General features: G+C 63.0%; 18 protein-coding genes. 16 read left to right on the top strand and 2 right to left on the bottom strand.

Annotated features, from left to right (window positions below; all coding sequences use genetic code 11):
• The first annotated feature begins 28 nt into the window (after positions 1-28).
• From E8L22_RS02865 to E8L22_RS02820, 10 genes are all read left to right on the top strand, one after another.
• A complete protein-coding gene (locus E8L22_RS02865; RefSeq protein WP_136523754.1) occupies positions 29-529 on the top strand; it encodes an SH3 domain-containing protein in 501 nt (166 codons plus the stop codon).
• A gap of 12 nt (positions 530-541) precedes the next feature.
• The gene (locus E8L22_RS02860; RefSeq protein ID WP_136523753.1) at positions 542-1432 is read left to right on the top strand and encodes a M48 family metalloprotease; all 891 of its coding nucleotides are present in this window, start codon (positions 542-544) and stop codon (positions 1430-1432) included.
• Positions 1433-1729: 297 nt separating this feature from the next.
• Entirely contained in the window at positions 1730-2725 is a 996-nt protein-coding gene (locus tag E8L22_RS02855) for an ABC transporter substrate-binding protein (protein ID WP_136523752.1), read from the top strand.
• On the top strand, positions 2722-4668 hold the full coding sequence (locus tag E8L22_RS02850; protein ID WP_136515700.1) for a sensor histidine kinase: 1947 nt from the start codon (positions 2722-2724) through the stop codon (positions 4666-4668). Before E8L22_RS02855 ends, E8L22_RS02850 begins: the two co-directional genes overlap by 4 nt.
• Positions 4669-4680: 12 nt before the next feature.
• Positions 4681-5331, top strand: a complete 651-nt coding sequence (locus E8L22_RS02845; protein ID WP_136515701.1) for a response regulator transcription factor — start codon at positions 4681-4683, stop codon at positions 5329-5331.
• Positions 5332-5439: 108 nt separating this feature from the next.
• A complete protein-coding gene (locus E8L22_RS02840; protein WP_136523751.1) occupies positions 5440-5667 on the top strand; it encodes a hypothetical protein in 228 nt (75 codons plus the stop codon).
• 240 nt (positions 5668-5907) lie between these two features.
• A complete protein-coding gene (locus tag E8L22_RS02835; RefSeq protein ID WP_129127382.1) occupies positions 5908-6087 on the top strand; it encodes a CsbD family protein in 180 nt (59 codons plus the stop codon).
• Positions 6088-6236: 149 nt separating this feature from the next.
• Positions 6237-6428 (top strand): Thivi_2564 family membrane protein, encoded by a 192-nt coding sequence (locus tag E8L22_RS02830; RefSeq protein WP_129127381.1) that lies wholly within the window; start codon positions 6237-6239, stop codon positions 6426-6428.
• Between the two features lie 55 nt (positions 6429-6483).
• On the top strand, positions 6484-6633 hold the full coding sequence (locus E8L22_RS02825) for a lmo0937 family membrane protein (RefSeq protein WP_136515703.1): 150 nt from the start codon (positions 6484-6486) through the stop codon (positions 6631-6633).
• Positions 6634-6714: 81 nt separating this feature from the next.
• Positions 6715-7539: a hypothetical protein gene (locus E8L22_RS02820; RefSeq protein ID WP_246044585.1), complete on the top strand. Its 825-nt coding sequence runs from the start codon at positions 6715-6717 to the stop codon at positions 7537-7539.
• A 73-nt stretch (positions 7540-7612) separates the two neighbouring features.
• Here the strand turns inward: E8L22_RS02820 and E8L22_RS02815 are convergent, their stop codons facing one another.
• The gene (locus E8L22_RS02815) at positions 7613-10189 is read right to left on the bottom strand and encodes a bifunctional diguanylate cyclase/phosphodiesterase (RefSeq protein ID WP_136523750.1); all 2577 of its coding nucleotides are present in this window, start codon (positions 10187-10189) and stop codon (positions 7613-7615) included.
• A 253-nt stretch (positions 10190-10442) separates the two neighbouring features.
• Here E8L22_RS02815 and E8L22_RS02810 point away from each other — a divergent pair, with 253 nt between their 5' ends.
• The 5 genes from E8L22_RS02810 (at position 10443) to E8L22_RS02790 (ending at position 16243) form a co-directional block, all read left to right on the top strand.
• The gene (locus E8L22_RS02810; protein WP_246044528.1) at positions 10443-11969 is read left to right on the top strand and encodes a mercuric reductase; all 1527 of its coding nucleotides are present in this window, start codon (positions 10443-10445) and stop codon (positions 11967-11969) included.
• Positions 11970-12033: 64 nt separating this feature from the next.
• Positions 12034-12717 (top strand): TVP38/TMEM64 family protein, encoded by a 684-nt coding sequence (locus E8L22_RS02805; protein ID WP_136523749.1) that lies wholly within the window; start codon positions 12034-12036, stop codon positions 12715-12717.
• 224 nt (positions 12718-12941) lie between these two features.
• Positions 12942-13997, top strand: coding sequence for a pyruvate dehydrogenase (acetyl-transferring) E1 component subunit alpha (gene pdhA / locus E8L22_RS02800; RefSeq protein ID WP_136523748.1), 1056 nt, complete (start codon positions 12942-12944; stop codon positions 13995-13997).
• A gap of 1 nt (position 13998) precedes the next feature.
• Complete coding sequence (locus E8L22_RS02795; RefSeq protein WP_136523747.1) at positions 13999-14961, top strand: alpha-ketoacid dehydrogenase subunit beta; 963 nt, start codon at positions 13999-14001, stop codon at positions 14959-14961.
• A 46-nt stretch (positions 14962-15007) separates the two neighbouring features.
• Positions 15008-16243 (top strand): dihydrolipoamide acetyltransferase family protein, encoded by a 1236-nt coding sequence (locus E8L22_RS02790; RefSeq protein ID WP_136523746.1) that lies wholly within the window; start codon positions 15008-15010, stop codon positions 16241-16243.
• 59 nt (positions 16244-16302) lie between these two features.
• On the opposite strand, the gene E8L22_RS02785 is transcribed toward E8L22_RS02790, so the two are convergent.
• A complete protein-coding gene (locus E8L22_RS02785; protein ID WP_136523745.1) occupies positions 16303-17394 on the bottom strand; it encodes a Glu/Leu/Phe/Val family dehydrogenase in 1092 nt (363 codons plus the stop codon).
• Positions 17395-17619: 225 nt separating this feature from the next.
• Between E8L22_RS02785 and E8L22_RS02780 the strand changes: the two genes are divergently transcribed.
• The gene (locus tag E8L22_RS02780) at positions 17620-18450 is read left to right on the top strand and encodes a rhomboid family intramembrane serine protease (protein WP_136523744.1); all 831 of its coding nucleotides are present in this window, start codon (positions 17620-17622) and stop codon (positions 18448-18450) included.
• Positions 18451-18536 lie beyond the last annotated feature (86 nt).

Raw genomic sequence — 18536 nt, 5'->3', positions numbered from 1 at the left:
AGCCATTCCGGCCATAACGGAGGTGACCATGAAGAAAACGGTTTTCGCCGCCCTCTTGATGCTGGCGGCGGCCACGGCGTTCGGCGCCGAGAAGCGCTGGGTGGTAAGCGAAGGGACCACGTTGAAGAGCGAGCAGTCGGTAAGTGCTGCGAACCTGGCGGACCTGCCGGTGGGGGCTGAGCTCACCCTGGTCGAGGACGGGGGGCGTTGGCTCAAGGTGCAAACCGCCGACGGCAAGGAAGGGTGGGTTTACGCGGGGCGGGTCGCCGACGCGGCACCGGTCGCCGAGGTGGGGGGAGGCGACGGCCTTTTAGGTGGCACCATGCAGCAAAGCCAGATCAACACGGCGAAGTCGGACAGCGCCCGCAGCATCCGCGGCCTTTCCCCGGAGACTGCCGCATACGCGAAACAGCACGGTACGCCGGAAGGGCTCAAGAAGGAGCTGGACCGGATCCTCGCCCGCAAGGTTTCCGACAAAGAAGTTAAGACCTTCCTCAAGGAAGGAAAAATCGGCGAGTACGCCCGCTAAAGGAGGATGCCCATGAAAAGACTGATCGTTTCCCTTGCGGCTCTCTCCTGCCTCGCCGCGCTACCGGCCCACGCCGGATGGCAGGACAAGCTGAACAACCTGATGAACCCCGAGTCCAAGGAGGGGAAAATCCTCTCCGGTGCTACCCAGGTGCTCTCCTCGTCGCAGGAGATGACCTACCAGACCGAGTGCACCGTCGGCGAGAGCCTTGCGCTTGACAGCATGCAGCGCTTCGGCAAGCCGGTGAACAACGAGGCGTTGCAGAAATACGTGAACCTGGTCGGCAACGCCGTGGCGCGCAACAGCCGCCGCTCCACCATCCCGTACCGTTTCGTGGTGCTGGACAGCCCGGTGCAAAATGCCTTCGCCGCCCCCGGCGGCATCGTCTTCATCAGCCGAGGCCTTTTGAACATCTTGGACAACGAGGCGGAGCTTGCCGCGGTCCTCGCCCACGAGGTGGGGCATGTGGCGGAGAAGCACGCCCTGAAAAGCATCCGGCGCGCCCAGTTCCTGCAGGGGGCGGCGAGCATCACCGCCGCGACCATGAAGGGGAGCAAGGGGCAGCAGTTCGAGTCGATGATCGGCGACATGCAGTCGACCCTCTTCGACAAGGGTCTCGACCAGGGGATGGAGTTCGAGGCGGACCAGGCGGCCCTGGAGACCACCTACCGGACCGGCTACGATCCCTCCGCCATGACGACAGTGCTGGAAAAGCTCAAGCGCCAGGAGGCGACCGCGACGAAGAACGGCTCCTGGTTCTCGACCCACCCGCCGCTGGACGAGCGCCTGGCGCGGGTGGCCGCCGGGCTTAAGAAGTACCCGGACCGGGCGTCGCTTGCCAAGCTGCCGACGCGTTTCGCGAAGTTCGCCAAGGGGGGGAAGGCTTCCAAAACGACAAAGTGACGGTCGACTGTCAAAGTTTATGAGAACATGCTTTGATACCGGCAACACCAAAGAGAAGGGCAGGCCTTGGCCTGCCCTTTTTTCATTCTGCGGCGCTATTTTATGCAATTTGCTGTATTTGGTGCGGGGAGTGCTAAAATTAATTGCACTTTGTTAGCTACTCGTCATATTATTCACCGGTACTTTGCCGGGCTTTGACATGGATAAGGCCGTGCAGACACATTGCGGCCGCGTCCTGTGAAAGAACGGAGCGACCTCCCTGCAGCCGTGTAAGCATGCGCCGATCATGAGGAGTGGATACTGAGAGTTGCGCTGATACTGATACTGTGTCTGCTAGTTTCAGGTTGCAAAGGTCAGCGTGCGCAAGAAGCCGGCCCGCCCATTCCCTTGCGCCTCGCTTGGGCCAACTTGCACGATTGTTCGCTGGTGCAGCTTGCCGCTGCCAAGGGGTTCTTCAAAGATGCGGGGCTCGCCGTCCAAGTGCAGCCTTGCGGCTACGGCAAGGCGGCGTTGCAGGCGGTGCTGGATGGGAAGGCCGACCTCGCCACCGTCGCCGAAACTCCGCTCATGTTTGCCGTTCTTGGTGGGCAGAAACTCTCCGTGATCGGCAGCATCTATACCTCGAACAAGAAAAACGGCATCGTCGCACGCAGGAAAAGCGGCATCTCCGCCCCCGGAGATTTGAAGAACAAGCGCATCGCCTTCACGCAGGGAACCACCTCCCACATATTTCTCTCCTCTTTCCTGACCGCCAACCACTTGGCCATGGATGAGGTGAGGCTGGTTGACTTGCCGCCGGAACAGATGCAGGAAGCCCTTCTTTCTGGGAGGGTGGACGCAGTTTCCACCTGGGACCCCACCGGCAAGATCATCGCCGAGAGGATGGGGGCCGACGGGGTGGTGTTGAACGACCCTCACATCTATACGGAAACCTTCGTTATTGCAGGGCACGCCTCGTTTGTGAACGGCAACCAGGAGGCGATGCGGCGCATGTTGCGTGCCCTGCTCCGGGCCGAAGAGTTCGCGTTGCGTCACCCGCAGGAGGCTCAGGCGATCGTCTTTGCGGACCTCAAGCTTCCACCGGCACTGGTTGCCGAATTGTGGGAGGAAGGCTCGTGCACCGTCGCCCTGGACCACGCCCTGCTCCTGGCTCTCGAGGAGGAAACCCGCTGGGCGGCGAAGCACCGCCTGGCGCGCAACGTCAGGATGCCGAACTTCCTGGAAGTCATTGATCCGCGCCCGCTGCTGTCGGTGAAACCGGAAGCCGTGGACCCGCAGGTGCTAAGACCGTGACCTTTGCCCGCAGGCTCAAAGTAAGCGCGCTCCTGTCCCTCACGCTGTTGCTGATCGTGGCCTCTCTGCTTGCGTGGACGAGCAGAGAGCTGCACCTGGCCGGGGAGAAGCACGCCCTGGCCGACCGTATCCAATCGGTGGTGTTCCAGCGTGCCACGCTGCGCGATGAGTACTTCCTGTACGGTGTAGAGCGGGCGAGGCTGCAGTGGTTCTCGCTCACGGAGAAGACCGCGCACCTGGCAGGTGTGGGGCATACGGAGTTCGGCGACCGGCCGTCGCGTGAGGCGCTGGAACGGGTGATGCGCGAACTGGCTGAATCGCAGCTCATATCGCAGCGCCTTGTAGAGCGGATGCGCGGGGTTGCCGGGGTAGATCCTGCCTACGTGCACCACGACGAGTTCGCGAGCCGTCTGTACAGTCAGATCATGCTCAAGGATTCGGCGCTGCAGCAGGAAGCGGTGAGCCTGCAGAAGTCGGCACGCGAGAGGTTCGAGCAGGCGACGAACCGGATGATCACCCTGACCCTGGTGCTGGTGTTCCTTATGGCGCTCGGGACCATTGTGAATTCCATTTATCTGAACGCCGTGCTGCACCGCCGCATGATGGCGGTCAAGGAGGCCGCCGACCAGGTCGCCGCGGGGAACCTGGACCACCGCATCTCGGCGGAGGGGACCGACGAGCTGGCCGAGATGAGCCGGGTCTTCAACAACGTGACGCAGCAGGTGCAGGACTACACCAAGGCGCTGCACGACAGCGAGCAGCGCTACCGGATGCAGTTGCAGGAACTGGCCAACGTCTACACGCACACCCCGGTCGGCCTTTTCGTCGTGGACCGGGACCTCAGGTTCCTGCGCCTTAACGAGCGCCTGGCGGAGATGAACTGCAAGAGCATCTGCGAGCACGTGGGGCGCACCATCGACGAGGTGCTCGCGCCGGAGATCACCACCCAGCTCAAGGAAATCTGGCGGCCGGTGCTTGAGGGTGGCGAGTGTATCCGGAACGTCGAGTTGCACGGAAGGGCAGATGCTTCCCAAAAGCAGCCGCGCCACTGGCTGGCCAACTACCAGCCGATTCTCTCCACGGGAGGGGAGGTGACCGGTCTTATGGGGGTCGTGCTGGACATTACGGAACGCAAAGCGGCCGAAGAGGTGATGGCCGGGGCGCGCCAGCAGCTCGAGGAAGAGGTGCATCAGCGCACCGCGAAACTGCAGCTCACCAACAAACACCTGCTGCAAGAGATAAAGATCAGGAAGAAGATCGAGGTCGAACTCCTCACCCAACAGCAAAAACTCCAGGATATGGCGCTCGATCTCGCCATGGCCGAGGAACGGGAGCGCGACCGGATCGCAAGCGAGCTGCACGACCAAGTGGGGCAGCGGCTCATCCTGGCGAAGATCAAGCTCGACGCCCTCGCGAGCAGCGTGCCGACTGGGGAGTGCGAGTCCGAGGCCGACGGGATCGGGGGGCTAATCGAGCAGACCCTGCAGGACATCAGGTCGCTCACCTTCCAACTGAGACCCCCGCTTCTGGCGAGCGCCGGGCTCGAAGCTGCGCTGCGCTGGCTGGGCGAGGAACTCTACGCCGACTTCGGGTTGCAGGTCGAATTCAGCGATGACGGCAAGGAGAAGCCCCTGCGCTACGAGATCCGCTCGACGGTGTTCCAGGCGGTCAGGGAGCTGATGCTCAACGTCGCCAAGCATGCCGGGACCATGCAGTGCCGCGTGGCGGTCCTGCGCTCCAACGGCTTCCTCGTGGTCCAGGTGGACGACGACGGCATCGGGCTGAATGGGGACGCGGTCGCAAAGGGTGCTACCAGAGAAGGGGGCTTCGGGCTTTTGAACGTAAGGCAGAAAATAGAACATTTGGGCGGGGCCTTTTCCATCGTGGGCAAGGCTGCCGGTGGGACCCTGGCCACGGTAACGGTGCCGCTTGACGGTTTTTAGAGGAGGAGACAAATGAAGATGAAGATTTTGATCGCCGATGACCATGCCATCGTCCGGCAGGGGCTGCGCGCATTGATCGACAAGGAAGAGGATATGATGGTGAGCGCGGAAGCCGGGACCGGCGCCGAGGCGATCGGCCTGACGCGCAAGGAGCGCCCCGACGTCATTGTGATGGACATATCCATGCCGGACGTGAACGGCATCGATGCCACGCGCAGCATCATGGCCGAGTTCCCAGAGGTGAAGGTGCTGGCGCTCTCCATGGAGTCCGACCGCCGTTTCGTGGTGGAGGTCCTTAAGGCGGGTGCGAACGGCTATGTCCTGAAGGATGCGGCCTTCGCCGAGCTGGCGAGCGCGATTAGGGCCGTCGCCGCCGGGGAGACCTACCTCCCCCCGAGGGTGACCACCCTCCTCATCAAGGAGTACTTGCAGCGCATCCCGGACGAGGTGCCTGCTACCTATGAGAACCTCTCCGCGCGCGAAAGGGAGATCCTGCAACTGATAGCCAACGGCAGCAACGCCAAGGAGATCGCCTTCGCCTTCGGCGTAAGTGTCAAGACCGTCGAGAACCAGCGGCACAGCATCATGAAGAAGCTGGACCTCTTCAGCATAGCGGAACTCACCAAGTACGCGGTAAGGCAGGGGCTGACCTCGTTGAAGTGATGTGAGTACTGGCATCCTTCTCTGCTTATTGACCTATTTATTTGTGCGGGCGCTTCCCTTAATACTGGCTTTGTCATGGCTTAGTTACCACTGTGCCAGGAGTGAAGCATGCCCGATCAGGAACAAGAAAAGGAAAAGGACGAAAGCCAGGCTACCGATGCCGAGGCTTTGGAGGAGTGCCGCACAACTTGCCGCACCAATGCGCTCGTTGACAGCTTCTCCATCTGTCTTGTGAAGAACCGTTTCTGTGAGCATGCGCTCGCCTTCGGACATCAGTTCCTGTGCCGTCACCCGCACCACGCCAAATTCACCGTTTCCCCAAAAAAGAAGAAGTAACCTCCCCCCGTCTTCCCTTTCAAGAAAGAGCCGGCACTGCCGGCTGCTCCGCTTTTCACCCCTTGTTCCCGCTTGACAGCAAAAGTCGGCACTATACACTTTGTCGGGTTTGATTGGTGCTATTTAATGATGTCTTTGCGCGATTCCACAGCCGCCGGCGCGTCGATCGCCAGCAGAGCGACCGCAGTCACTGATTAGCCAGCATCTTCCGGCCAAGAGGTATCGCTCAGGAGGTACACCATGAAAGCAAGCACGAAAGACCAGAGCAAAGGAAAACTGCAGGAACTGAAGGGTCAAGCAAAGGAAACGGTCGGTAAGACCACCCGTAATGTCTCCATGGAACATCAAGGCAGGGGGGAGAAGATAACCGGCAAGATTCAGAAAGACGTCGGTAAGGCGGAGAAGGATCTGGAGAAATAGCGCCACACCTGGCCTGCCACCGGGTGGAAACAGTGCCGGGGCGCTGGCCGCCGCTCTCCAGGCGGCGGTGGCTGCGGTCGCTCTGCTGGCGATCTGGGATGCCCTGCAAAGGGCGAAGGTCAGCCGGACCGAAAGAGGAGGTGTTCGTCATGCCCTTGGTGCACGTGCTGCTCGTTCTCATCGTGGTCGGCGTCCTGCTGTGGCTCGTCAATACCTTCATCCCCATGGCAGGCTCGATCAAGTCCATTCTCAACGCCGTCGTTGTCATCGTCGTGGTCCTTTGGCTTTTGAACGTGTTCGGCCTGATGGAAAATCTCACCAGGCTTAGGGTCGGGAAGTAACAGCGGCTGACGCCCCTTGATAGGGCGGGCCGGAAGCTTTCCGGCGGAGGTGGGCATGCTCAAGGCAATCATCGTGGTATTGCTCGTTGTGTGGCTGATCGGTCTGGTGACCCACTATACCTTCGGCGGATACCTCCATCTGCTGCTTGGGATTGCCGGGATACTTGTTATACTGAACCTGATCCAGAAACAACGGCCACTGTGACTGTTTTAACTACCGTCATCGACATCCATTGAGCCGGGTCAACCCGGCCTTTTTTTGAAAGGAGGACAAACCGTGAAACGCATGTCAGCAGCAGTAGCAATTCTTCTCCTCGCAGCCCTGCCGGCCTTTGCCGCCGACAAACCCGCCCCGGCCTACGCGGATATGCCCCAGATGAAAGATGCGGTGCCCGGGTCGCCGGGCTACATCATGAAAGGCTCCATGCGGCGGGAGATGACGCGTACTCCGGAGCACCTGCTCATGATGGCCTACCACAGGAACGTGGCCAACTTCGCTCAGCTGCTCTATGCAGCCGCCGATGCGGGGGCGCCAGTGGCACCGCAGCTCGCGCGGGTTGCCGTCGCGGAGATGCGGCGCAGCGTGGAAGAGATGGAAAAGTACCGCGCCGGAATGCAGCTTCCGCCGCAGCGGCAGAAGATGATGGAACAGCACCTGATCGACGTGAAGATGCACCTGAGGGCGTTGGAGGATCTGGTGCGCGCCGACCGTATCGATGCGGCCCAGGTGAAGAGCCATCTCGAACCGCTCCTGGCCGGGTACCGCCAGGCCGGTTGCGGCCTGATGCCGGGACGCTCCCCTCAGGGGATGGGGCCGCGTGGTGGTGCCCCCGGCATGCACGGCATGATGATGGAAAGGATGCTGGATAGGGCGAAGGAGCAGGACGAGGACCTCGAGGAGCTCCTGCTGGAGCTCGATCAGGCTCCCGCCGACAAGAAGCTCGACCTCGTGGTGGAGACGGTCAAGAGGATGGCGCAGCAACGTGCCGAGATGACCGAGGAGATGGAGCGTAACCACGAGGAGATGATGAGGATGCTTCAGCCGGGCGCCCCTGCCATGAATGGGAGCGATGACGAAGAAGATAGCGGGGGCGAAGAGGACGAGGATTAGGCCGGTACCGATCAGGTGTGCCGGAAGGATAAAAAGAGGCCGGCGGGGATCACCCTGCCGGCCTCTTGACTTTTCAATGCTGCTTCATCTGTTCCCGGCCGCGCGGGTTGTGGAGGAAGTTCGCGTTCTGCTTCAGAAGCGCCGTCATCTTAGGTACCGGCAGCGGGCGGCTGAAGTAGTACCCCTGCGCCTCTTCGCTCCCCTCGGCCTGCAGCCAGGCGAGCTGTGAAGCGTTTTCGACCCCCTCCGCGATCACCTTGAGCTGCATGCTGCGACCGATCGAAATCACGGCGCGTACGACGGCGGCGTTGTCCTGGTCCCGTGCGATGTTCCGTATGAAGGACTGGTCGATCTTCAGCTTGTCCACAGGAAGCTTCTTAAGATAGCTGAGGCTCGAGTAGCCGATGCCGAAGTCGTCTATGGAGAGCTGCAGCCCGAGCGCCTTCATCGCCGCCATGCTCCCGAGGACCCGTTGCGGGTCGCTCATGATGGTCGCCTCGGTGAGCTCGAGTTCCAGGCATTCCGGCGGGATGCCGGTCTCCAGAAGGGATGCCTCGACGGTCTCCTCGAAGTCGCGGTGCTGGAAGAAGCTCGCCGAGAGGTTGACCGCCGCGGAGATCTTGTCGATCCCCTGTTGCTGCCACTGCTGGATCTGACGGCAGACTGTCGGGATGATCCACTTGCTGATCTGATGTAAAAGGCCGCTCTCCTCGGCGATGGTGATGAACTCCTCGGGCATGATGAGGCCGCGCACCGGGTGCTGCCAACGGATCAGCGCCTCCATTCCGCTGAAGTGCCCGGTCACCAGGTCCACCTTCGGCTGGTAGTGCAGCACGAACTCCTCATGCTCGAGCGCCCGGCGCAGCTCCGCCTCCACGGCGAACCGCTCGTGGGCCATCTGGTTCAGGCGCGGGGTGAAGAACTGGAAATTGTTCCCACCCGTTTTCTTGGCGTGGTACATGGCTATGTCGGCGTGCTTCAAAAGGGCGAGGTAGTCCTTGCCGTCCTCCGGGAAGATGCTGATGCCGATGCTAGGGGTGACCATGATGTTGGTCCCCTGCAGCGGGAACCCTGCGTTGATGATCTTCTCGGCGACCAGCGTGGTTTCGGTGACGCCGCAGTCCCAAAGCACGACGACGAACTCGTCCCCCCCAAGCCGCGCAACCACGTCGCAGGAGCGGGTGCAGTCGCTTAGTTTTCGCGCCACGGTCTGCAGCAGCCGGTCCCCAACGTCGTGCCCCATCGAGTCGTTGATCTGCTTGAACCCGTCGATGTCGAGAAACAAAAGTGCCACGTTGCGCCTGTTCCTCAGCGCGACCGAGATGACCTGCTCGATCTTAGCGTAGAGGGTGCTGCGGTTGGGTAGCTTTGTGAGCGGGTCGTGGTGCGCCAGGAAAAAGATGTTCTCCTCTGCCCTTTTGATGTCGGTGATGTCCAGGATGAAGCCGTCCAGACGCGAGATGCTGACCTTTTCCCCTCTCCTGGCCCGCTGCACGGCGCAGTTGTTCAGGATCCAGCGCACCGAGCCGTCCTTGTGCACGATGCGGTGCCTGATCGGTTCCTGGTCCTCGCCGGCGAAGATGCTGTTCAGGAACTGCACCACCTGGTTTCGGTCTTCCTCGTGGATCATGGTGAACCACAAAAGCGGGTCCTTGTAGTACTCCTCGGGGGTGTAGCCTGTGATGTCGAGGCACTTGGGGCTGTGGTAGACCGACTTGATGTCGCCGTTTTCGAAGCGGACGCTGTAGACGTACTCGTTTATGTTGCTTACGATGGTGCGGCACTGCTCCTCGCTCTTGAGCAGAGCATCCTCCGCATTCTTCCTGATGGTGATGTCGCGGATATTGAACTGCAGCACGGTGGTCTCGTTGACGCGGTAGCTGTTGCTGATCACCTCGACCGCGATGCTGCGCCCGTCGTAGGTTTCCAGGTGCTGGTCGATGTTGTGCATGAAATCGTTGTAGTGCAGCATGGCGAACTCGGTCTGGTTCGCGGCGATGGCGCTCAGGGAGGGGACGTTCCACAGCTTGTGCCCGACGAGTTGCTCCCTGCCGCACCCGAGCATGCGGATCATGGAGGGGTTCACGTCGGTGATCTCGCCGCTGGCCGCATCAACGATCATGATGCCGTCCTTGGCGGCCTCGAACAGCCCGCGGTAGCGCGCCTCGGAAACTTCGAGCGCCTCGGCGGCCCGCCTGCTCTCCGTGATGTCCACAAGGGCCAGCCGGTACTCCCACCCTTCGCGGCAGGAACGCGCCTCGATGCGCACCCGCGGCGCCTGGGCGCCCTCCACGAGGAGGCTCACCTCGCAGCTTGCCCGGGCGTCTGCACCGGAGAGCCTGCTTAAAAGGGAAGCGATGGTAGGGCGCGAGGAGTCGTCGACCAGGTCCTCGAAGCTGCGACCCAGAAGGGTTTCCCTCTCCGTGCGAAGGAGGTCGGCGCTCGTCTGGTTCGTGCCGCGGATCACGCCGAAGCGGTCCAGGGTGAAGTGGGCGATGGGGGTGGACTCGTAGAGGTCGTTGTAAAGCTCCAATTCGGCGGCGAGCGCCTTGCGGGGAAGGTGGTTCGCCTTGAAACTCATCCTTTTCGCCTCTTTTCTGCTGTCGTAACTGGTCCCGGAGCTGTTGGTGTCTGAATCTGCACCGCTCATGGGTTCCTCCGTGCTCTCAGCCCCGGGGGGCTTTAGCTTACGCTGCAGATCAGCGATGTCGTCACACTCGCTGGCAGCAGGGTGGGAAAAGGCTCCTTGTATAACTTCGTCATTCTGAGGAAAATGATAAGGTAATTATGGTAAAACTGCACCGGGAATTATCGAAGCGAAGCTTCATGCGAAGCGGCACATTGTTTCGGTTTTACCGGGAGTTCCTGCAGGGGAGGGCGCTGAGCCAGCGAGGGGAAACGGTATGAGCACGCGTCACGGGATGGAACCCGATACAGAGGAAAATCGTCTGCTCGCTGACAACGTACATCCAGCGGACTGGGTGAACCCCGAGCCTGCCGGGCGCTACAACCTGGTCGTCATAGGCGCCGGCACCGCCGGTCTCGTCTGCGCCGCGGGTGCGGCCGCTTTGGGGGGAAAGGTAGCCCTGATCGAGCGCGGTTTCATGGGTGGAGACTGCCTGAACGTCGGCTGCGTACCCTCGAAAGCGTTCCTTAAGGCGGCGCGCGCCGTCTTCGACGCCCGCAGCGGCGCGCCCTTCGGCGTGACCGGGGGGGAGGGGACGGCAGGGAACTTCGGCGCGGCCATGGAGCGACTGCGCAGGCTGAGGGCGGGGCTCAGCGGGCACGACTCCGCCAGGCGCTTTCGGGACGAGCTGGGCGTCGATGTCTTCTTCGGGGCGGGGCGCTTCACCGGGCCCGACCGCATCGAGGTCGCCGGCGCGACGCTTTCCTTCGCGAGAGCCGCCGTCTGCACCGGTGCCAGGGCCGCGGCCCCGGCCATACACGGCCTCACCGAGGTGGGATACCTCACCAACGAGACCGTCTTCTCGCTCACCGAAATGCCGCGGCGGCTGGCGGTGATCGGGGGCGGCCCGATCGGCTGCGAGCTCGCCCAGGGCTTTGCCCGCTTCGGTGCGCGGGTCCATCTCATAGAGCACGGCGGGCGGCTCCTCGCGCGCGACGAGGCCGACGCCTCCTCACTGATGCTCCGGGCTTTCCTGCGCGAAGGAATCGAGGTGCACCTTGAGACCGGGGTCACATCGGTCGAGGCACGGGCGAACGGGAAGATCCTGCATCTGGAGCGTGCGGGGCGGCCCTTCGAGCTCGAGGTGGACGCCATCCTGGTCGGCGCCGGGCGCGCCCCCAACGTCGAGGGGCTTGGGCTCGATCTTGCCGGGGTTGGCTATGACCGTGAGGGGGTGCGGGTGGACGACACGCTGCGCACCTCCAACCCGCGCATCTACGCCGCCGGGGACGTCTGCTCCCGCCTCAGGTTCACCCACACGGCGGATGCCCAGGCGCGCATCGTCATCGCAAACGCGCTCTTCATGGGAAGGCGCCGCAACTCCGCCCTTACCGTCCCGTGGTGCACCTACACCGATCCGGAGGTGGCGCACGTGGGGGTAACCGAGGCGGACGCCCTTGCTCGCGGCGTGGCGATCGACACCCTCACTGTCCCGCTTTCCGATGTGGACCGGGCGGTTTTGGACGGCGAAGAGGAAGGGTTCGCACGGGTGCACCTGAAGAAGGGGAGCGACGCCATCCTCGGCGCGACCATCGTGGCGAGGCACGCCGGGGAGATGATCGGCGAGGTCACCCTCGCCATCTCCTCCGGTCTGGGGCTTACCGCCATCGGCAACACCATCCACCCCTATCCCACCCAGGCCGAGGTGCTCAAAAAGCTCGCCGACCTCCACCAGCGCCGCCGGCTCACCCCATTCGTACAGAGGCTTCTGCGCGCCTGGCTCTCCTGGCGAAGAAAATGGTAACCCCCGGCGCGGTTTATATGCTAGAAATCGCATATTGCCAAGCCGAATGGGAGCCGAATTTCACATGAACCCGAAAAAGATCCTCATCGTTCTCACCGCGTGCGTGGCGGTGGCCCTTTTCTTTTATTTCGACCTGCAGCGCTTACTGACCCTCGAGGCTCTCAAGGCGAACCGCCAATTGCTGGCGGACTACTATGCCTCCCATACCGTCGGCGCCGTCGCACTTTTCATGGCGATCTACATCCTGCAGACCGCGTTCTCGCTTCCCGGCGCTGCGGTGCTGTCGCTTGCCGCAGGCGCCGTCTTCGGCCCGCTGGCCGGTACGGTGTACGCCGTGGCGGCGGCCACCATCGGGGCGACGCTCGCCTTTCTCGCCACGCGCTACCTGCTGCGCGACGCGATCCTTTCCCGTTTCGGTGCGCGTCTGGAGGGGATAAATCGCGAACTCGAGGAGCGCGGCTGGAACTACCTTTTGTTTCTGCGTCTTGTGCCGCTCTTTCCCTTCTTTCTGATCAACTTGGCCGCCGGGCTCACCAGGCTCCCCTTGCGGGTCTTCGTGCTCGGCACCTTCATAGGCATCATCCCTGGCGGCTTCGTCTTCGTGAACGCCGGGGCGAGCCTTGCCACCATCAACTCCCTCTCCGACGTCGCATCCCCCCGCGTGCTCGGCTCTTTCGCCCTCTTGGGGCTTTTTGCGCTGCTGCCGGTGCTCTACGGCAGGATCACGCGGGGAAAGAGCGTGCGATGACCCCCCTCCGCCCCGTTGGGGCTACGGGGGGCAGGCTCCCCCTCCGCCCCTTCGCATAAAGCTACCCCCTTCGCATAAAGCTACGGGGGGGCAGGCTCTCCCTTCGGCTCCCACTTAGAAGAAATGCTACGCCCCCCCTTTCCCCTGCCGACTTTTGACATCCCCCAAGTGTCCGTTTACACTCTCATACTCGTCGGGCTCCAATTTTAATAAGAGAGTGGATCATGCCGTTAGAGTCGATCGGAAAATTCGAGACGAAGCGCCTTGGCGTGCTGAACGAGCGCGGGGAAGCGGACCCGGATCTCATGCCGCAATTATCGGAAGAGGAGATCCGGCGCATGTACGAGTTCATGCTGCTCGCCCGCGTCTTCGACGAACGCGCCGTCGCGCTGCAGCGGGAGGGGCGCATCGGCACCTATCCCCCCATTCTCGGGCAGGAGGCGGCCCAGGTGGGAAGCGCCTTCGCCCTTTCTCCGGGCGACTGGGTCTTTCCCTCCTTCCGCGAGATGGGGGCGCACCTCACCCTCGGCTTTCCCATAGCTCAGCTCCTGCAATACTGGGGCGGTGACGAGCGCGCCCAGAAAGCCCCCGACGGGCTGAATATCTTTCCCTTCTGTGTCGCGGTGGCAAGCCAGATACCCCATGCTGTCGGCGCCGCCCTCGCCGTCCGCTACCGCCGCGACCCGGCGGTGGTAGTCACCTACTTCGGCGACGGCGCGACCTCGAAGGGAGACTTCCACGAAGGGATGAACATGGCAGGGGTCTTCAACCTCCCCATGGTCTTCATCTGCCAGAACAACCAGTGGGCCATCTCGGTGCCGCTCAGAACGCAAACCGCCACCACCTCCCTCGCCCAGAAGGCGGTCGCTTACGGTTTCGAAGGGGTGCAGGTGGACGGCAACGACGTCTTTGCCGTGTACCGGGCGACGCGCGAGGCGGTGGAGAAGGCGAGGGGAGGGGGCGGCCCCACCTTCATCGAATGCCTCACTTACCGCATGGCCGACCACACAACCGCCGACGATGCCGGTCGCTACCGTCCGCCCGAGGAGGTGGCGCTCTGGCGCGAACGCGACCCGATAACGAGGCTCGAACGCTTCCTCGAGGCGCGCGGGGCGTGGACGCCGCAGCGGCGGGTCGAGGCGACGGAAAAAGCGGCGCGTATCATCGACGATGCGATCCGGGAGATGGAGAATGTGCTTTCTCCGGCCCCGGCGGAGCTTTTCGACGGCGTGCTCGCCGCGCTCACCCCGCGCCAGGCCGAGCAGAAAAAGGGACTTTGACATGGCGCAACTGAAGATGGTGCAGGCGATAAACCAGGCGCTCGCCTACGAGATGGAGCGCGACGACCGGGTGGTCCTTTTAGGCGAGGACGTGGGGCGCGACGGCGGGGTCTTCCGGGTGACCGAGGGGCTCCTGGAGCGTTTCGGCTCCGAGCGCGTCCTGGATACGCCGCTTTGCGAGTCGGGAATCATGGGGGCGGCCATCGGCATGGCTGCTTACGGTCTGTGCCCGGTGCCGGAAATACAGTTCATGGGGTTCACCTACTCCGCCTTCGAACAGCTCTTCGCCCACGCCGCGCGCATCCGTTCCCGCTCCCGCGGCCGGTTCACCTGTCCCCTCGTGGTACGCACCCCCTATGGAGGCGGCATCAAGGCACCCGAGCTGCACGAGGAGAGCACCGAGGCGCTCTTTTGCCAGGTGCCGGGACTTAAGGTGGTCGTCCCCTCCGGCCCCTACATGGCCAAAGGGCTCTTGTTGTCGGCACTGCGCGACCCCGACCCCGTGCTCTTTCTGGAGCCGACCAGGCTTTACCGCCTGATCCGCGAGGAGGTGCCGGAAGGGGAATACGTGGTGGAGCTTGGGAAGGCGCGGGTGGCGCGGGCCGGTGGCGCGGTCACCGTGGTCGCGTGGGGGAGCATGCTCGAGCGGGTGCTGAAAGCGGTGGATGGCTACGACGCCGAAGTGCTGGATCTCCTCACCCTGAGCCCCTTCGATATCGGGGCGGTGCTCGCCTCGGTGCGAAAGACCGGGCGACTCGTTATCGTGCACGAGGCGGCGAAGAGTTGCGGTTTCGGCGCCGAGATCGCGGCCACCGTGGCCGAGGAGGCGATCTTGCACCTGCGGGGCCCCATCCTCCGGGTCACCGCGCCCGACGTCCCGGTTCCGCTGGCGAAGCTGATCGATCACTACCTACCCGGTCCTAAGCAGATCAGGGCGGCGTTAGACCAAGTGCTTCAATACTGATTCATTCCTCAGGAGCATTCAGGGACGGCAACGACAAGGAGAGAGCATGTCTTTCGATTTCAAACTTCCGGATTTGGGCGAGGGGATCACCGAGGTGGAACTGCGCCGCTGGCTGGTCTCGGCAGGTGACACGGTTCGTGAACACCAGCCACTGTTGGAGGTGGAGACCGACAAGGCGGTGGTCGAGGTCCCGTCGCCCCGGGAAGGTGTCGTCGAGCGCCTGCACCGGAAGGAAGGTGAGACGGTTCAGGTCGGGGAGGTACTTCTCTCCATAGCTGAAGGCAAGCCCGAGCTGCAGCAGCAACCCACACAGCCGCAACAGCAGTCCCCACAGCGCCCGGCATCGGTTGGCATCGTGGGCTCGCTTCCCGAGGCCGAGGAAGAGCCTGCCGAGGCAGCCAGAGAGGCTGCTCCTTCCGCCTCACCGGCTTCCGTCGAGGTGCTCGCCACCCCCATGGTGCGCAGGATGGCGCGGGAGCGCGGCATCGATCTTGGAACCATCAAGGGGAGTGGGCCGCGCGGCTGCATAAGGCCCGAGGACCTGGAGACGGTCGCTGCCGCCGCGCCTAGTGGGGCGGGGCCGGAGGAGCGGGTACCGCTGCGCGGACTGCGCCGGACCATCGCCCGAAACGTGACCGCCTCGCAGCGGACCACCGCTTTCGTGACCAGCATGGAGGAGGTGGACATCACCGAGATCTTTGAGATGCGGACGCGGGAGCAGGGAGAGGTGGAATCCCGCGGCACGCACCTTACCTTTCTTCCCTTCTTCATCAAGGCGGTGCAGCACGCCCTTAAGGAACATCCCCTCCTGAACGCCTCGATCGATGACGAGACTCAGGAGCTGGTCCTAAAACGGCACTACCATTTCGGTCTCGCGGTGGATACCCCCGAAGGACTCATGGTCCCGGTGATCCGGGACGTGGACAAAAAGAGCATCGTCGAGCTCGCCCAGGCGGTTCAGGAGCTGGGGCGCAAGGCGCGCGAGCGGAGCATAACGCTTGAGGAACTGAAGGGGAGCAGCTTCACCATCACCAACTACGGGCATTTCGGCGGCACCTTCGCGACACCCATCATCAACTGGCCCGACGTCGCCATCATGGGGTTCGGCCGCATCGTGGAACGCCCCTGGGTGCACCGCGGGGAGATCACCATCAGGAAGATCCTTCCCTTGTCACTCACCTTCGATCACCGCGCCACCGACGGGGCCGACGCCGCCCGTTTTCTCGGCAAGGTGCTCCGGTACCTGGAAGACCCCGCTCTTTTGTTTCTCGACTGCGGTTAGGAGCGATTACTGGGGGGCACCGACATCCCGAAGCGGGACGTGTAACCTCCACTCTTCTTTCAGTAGTCCCGGTAACTCATTGCCCGCCTCACCCGCTCTCGCGCCAGCAGATCGGCCGCCGTGCGGGGCAGGACCTTATCTCCCGCCGCCCTTTCGAGGGTAAGCCTCGTATTCCTCCTGATCCGCTCGCTTATTGCGGTGAAGGCATCCTGCTCGCTCCTGCCGGCGTACTCCATGGCCGCCATGATTACCCCTCCGGCATTGGCGATGAAGTCCGGCAGTACCAGGACGCCGCGAGCCTGCAGCTCCCTTTCTGCTTCTGGTGTTGCCGGGATGTTGGCCCCTTCCAGGACGAGACGGGCCTGGATCTTCCCGACGTTTCCCGCGTGGATCACGTCGGGGGTGGCCGCCGGCACCAAGATGTCGCAGGGGACGGCGAATATCCCGTCGCGCGGTAGCGCCTCACCCTTGCCGCAGTCGGCTACGCTCCCCCCTTGCCGCTTCACCTCGGTGAGCGCGGCGTGATCGAACCCCGCAGGGTGGTATACCCCGCCCCTCGAGTCCGATACCGCCACCAGAACCGCCCCCTTCTCGGCCAGGAACCGGGCGGCCGCCTTGCCCACGCTGCCGAAACCCTCGATTGCGACCCGTGCCCCCTCGAGATCGAACCCCGCGAAGCCCGCGGCCACCTCGGCACATTCGGCGATGCCGAACCCGGTGGCGCCGAGCCGGTCCAACGGGAGTCCGCCGATCTCTTCGGGCAGCCCGACCGAGCGACCCGTCTCGTCGCGTATCCAAGCCATGGCCGTCTCGTCGCACCCCATGTCGGGGCCGGGTATGTAGTCCGCGATGTCCCTGATCATCCGGGCGAAGACGCGGAAGATCCTTTCCTTGTCCGGGGCAGCGGGGGAAGCCAGGATACCGGCCTTGGCCCCGCCGTGCGGCAGTCCCGCCGCTGCATTCTTCAGGGTCATGGTCCGGGCCAGGCGGCGCACCTCGTCGAGGCTCACCGTAGGCGACATGCGGACGCCTCCCACCGCGGGGCCTAGTGCCGTGTTGTCGACGACCACGAAGGCCCGTAGCTCCTCCTTGGGAGAGTAGAGCTGGATGACACGGCAGGGGCCGAATTCGTCGCATGCTGTTTCTGTCATAGCGCACCTCGTAGGATATCGGACGGGCATGTGATGGAGGAAGAAGTGACGCTGATAATCTATCACGTGCGGCGGACGGCGCAACGACGCTGGCGCGTGTTGTCATATCGGAAACGACCCCTTGGATCTGTCACTTTCTGTTCCTGCCGCGACCTTCGCTCTGTGGTTGTTTTATTCAGTGAAAATGGTACAGTGAGGCGCAATCTTACTCAGAGGTCCCCGGGAATGGCCCACCCCTCCATAACCTGCCCGAACTGCGGGCAACCCACCGACGCCCGTTACGGCTCATGCCTTTGGTGCGGCGCCGCCCTCTCCCGTCCGGGAGGCGCGGTGCGTCGGGTGCTGTCTGGCGCTTCCGGTCCCGGTTCTGTCATCAACGGCATCATCGCGGCGAACGTCGTCTTCTACCTCCTGTCGCTTTTCCTGAGTAAAAGAACCGGCCTCGAGGGAGGGCTCTTCGGCTTTCTCTCCCCGGACCAGAACAGCCTGTTCCTTTTGGGGGCAACCGGTACCGTTCCGGTTTTCGAGATGGGACGCCTCTGGACCCTCATCTCCGCCAGTTACCTCCACGGCGGTCTTTTGCACATCCTCTTCAACATGATGGCGTTAAGACAGATCGGCCCCTGGGTGAGCGCCGAGTTCGGCACGAGCCGCATGTTCGTCATCTACACGCTAAGCGGCGTCGCCGGCTACGTGGCCTCCTGCTTTGCCGGTATTCCCTTCACCATCGGGGCCTCCGCCTCGGTCTGCGGTCTCATCGGAGCACTCTTTTATTTCGGCAAGAGCCGTGGCGGCAACTACGGCGCCGCGGTCTCCCGCGAGGTGAGCGGCTGGCTCATAAGCCTCGTCGTGTTCGGCCTCATCATGCCGGGCATCAACAACTGGGGCCACGGCGGCGGCATCGTGGGGGGCATCGTCGCCGCGAAGATACTTGGGTACCGCGAGCGGAGCCGGGAAAGCGCCGCCCACCACGCCATCGCCATCGCCTGCCTTATCGCGACCCTTGCCGTTCTCGCCTGGGCCGCCTTCCTCTCCCTCGCCTACCGCTTCCTCTAGCCCGTCCTTCCACCCAGTCGGCGACAGCCGTTTATCGTCGCTTGATCTGCCGTGTCGATTGGATCTGTCTAATGCGTAACTGCTTG

Source organism: Geomonas ferrireducens, from assembly GCF_004917065.1.
Lineage (GTDB): Bacteria > Desulfobacterota > Desulfuromonadia > Geobacterales > Geobacteraceae > Geomonas > Geomonas ferrireducens.
The sequence above is the reverse complement of the archived record's forward strand: the minus strand, read 5'-3'. Positions and strand labels throughout refer to the sequence as shown.

Bases quoted from the DNA above. Each gene is read 5' to 3' on its own strand.
- E8L22_RS02865 (WP_136523754.1), top strand. From the start codon at position 29: ATGAAGAAAACGGTTTTCGCCGCCCTCTTGATGCTGGCGGCGGCCACG.
- E8L22_RS02860 (WP_136523753.1), top strand. From the start codon at position 542: ATGAAAAGACTGATCGTTTCCCTTGCGGCTCTCTCCTGCCTCGCCGCG.
- E8L22_RS02845 (WP_136515701.1), top strand. From the start codon at position 4,681: ATGAAGATGAAGATTTTGATCGCCGATGACCATGCCATCGTCCGGCAG.
- E8L22_RS02840 (WP_136523751.1), top strand. From the start codon at position 5,440: ATGCCCGATCAGGAACAAGAAAAGGAAAAGGACGAAAGCCAGGCTACC.
- E8L22_RS02835 (WP_129127382.1), top strand. From the start codon at position 5,908: ATGAAAGCAAGCACGAAAGACCAGAGCAAAGGAAAACTGCAGGAACTG.
- E8L22_RS02830 (WP_129127381.1), top strand. From the start codon at position 6,237: ATGCCCTTGGTGCACGTGCTGCTCGTTCTCATCGTGGTCGGCGTCCTG.
- E8L22_RS02825 (WP_136515703.1), top strand. From the start codon at position 6,484: ATGCTCAAGGCAATCATCGTGGTATTGCTCGTTGTGTGGCTGATCGGT.
- E8L22_RS02820 (WP_246044585.1), top strand. From the start codon at position 6,715: ATGTCAGCAGCAGTAGCAATTCTTCTCCTCGCAGCCCTGCCGGCCTTT.
- E8L22_RS02815 (WP_136523750.1), bottom strand. From the start codon at position 10,189: ATGAGCGGTGCAGATTCAGACACCAACAGCTCCGGGACCAGTTACGAC.
- E8L22_RS02810 (WP_246044528.1), top strand. From the start codon at position 10,443: ATGAGCACGCGTCACGGGATGGAACCCGATACAGAGGAAAATCGTCTG.
- E8L22_RS02805 (WP_136523749.1), top strand. From the start codon at position 12,034: ATGAACCCGAAAAAGATCCTCATCGTTCTCACCGCGTGCGTGGCGGTG.
- pdhA (WP_136523748.1), top strand. From the start codon at position 12,942: ATGCCGTTAGAGTCGATCGGAAAATTCGAGACGAAGCGCCTTGGCGTG.
- E8L22_RS02795 (WP_136523747.1), top strand. From the start codon at position 13,999: ATGGCGCAACTGAAGATGGTGCAGGCGATAAACCAGGCGCTCGCCTAC.
- E8L22_RS02790 (WP_136523746.1), top strand. From the start codon at position 15,008: ATGTCTTTCGATTTCAAACTTCCGGATTTGGGCGAGGGGATCACCGAG.
- E8L22_RS02785 (WP_136523745.1), bottom strand. From the start codon at position 17,394: ATGACAGAAACAGCATGCGACGAATTCGGCCCCTGCCGTGTCATCCAG.
- E8L22_RS02780 (WP_136523744.1), top strand. From the start codon at position 17,620: ATGGCCCACCCCTCCATAACCTGCCCGAACTGCGGGCAACCCACCGAC.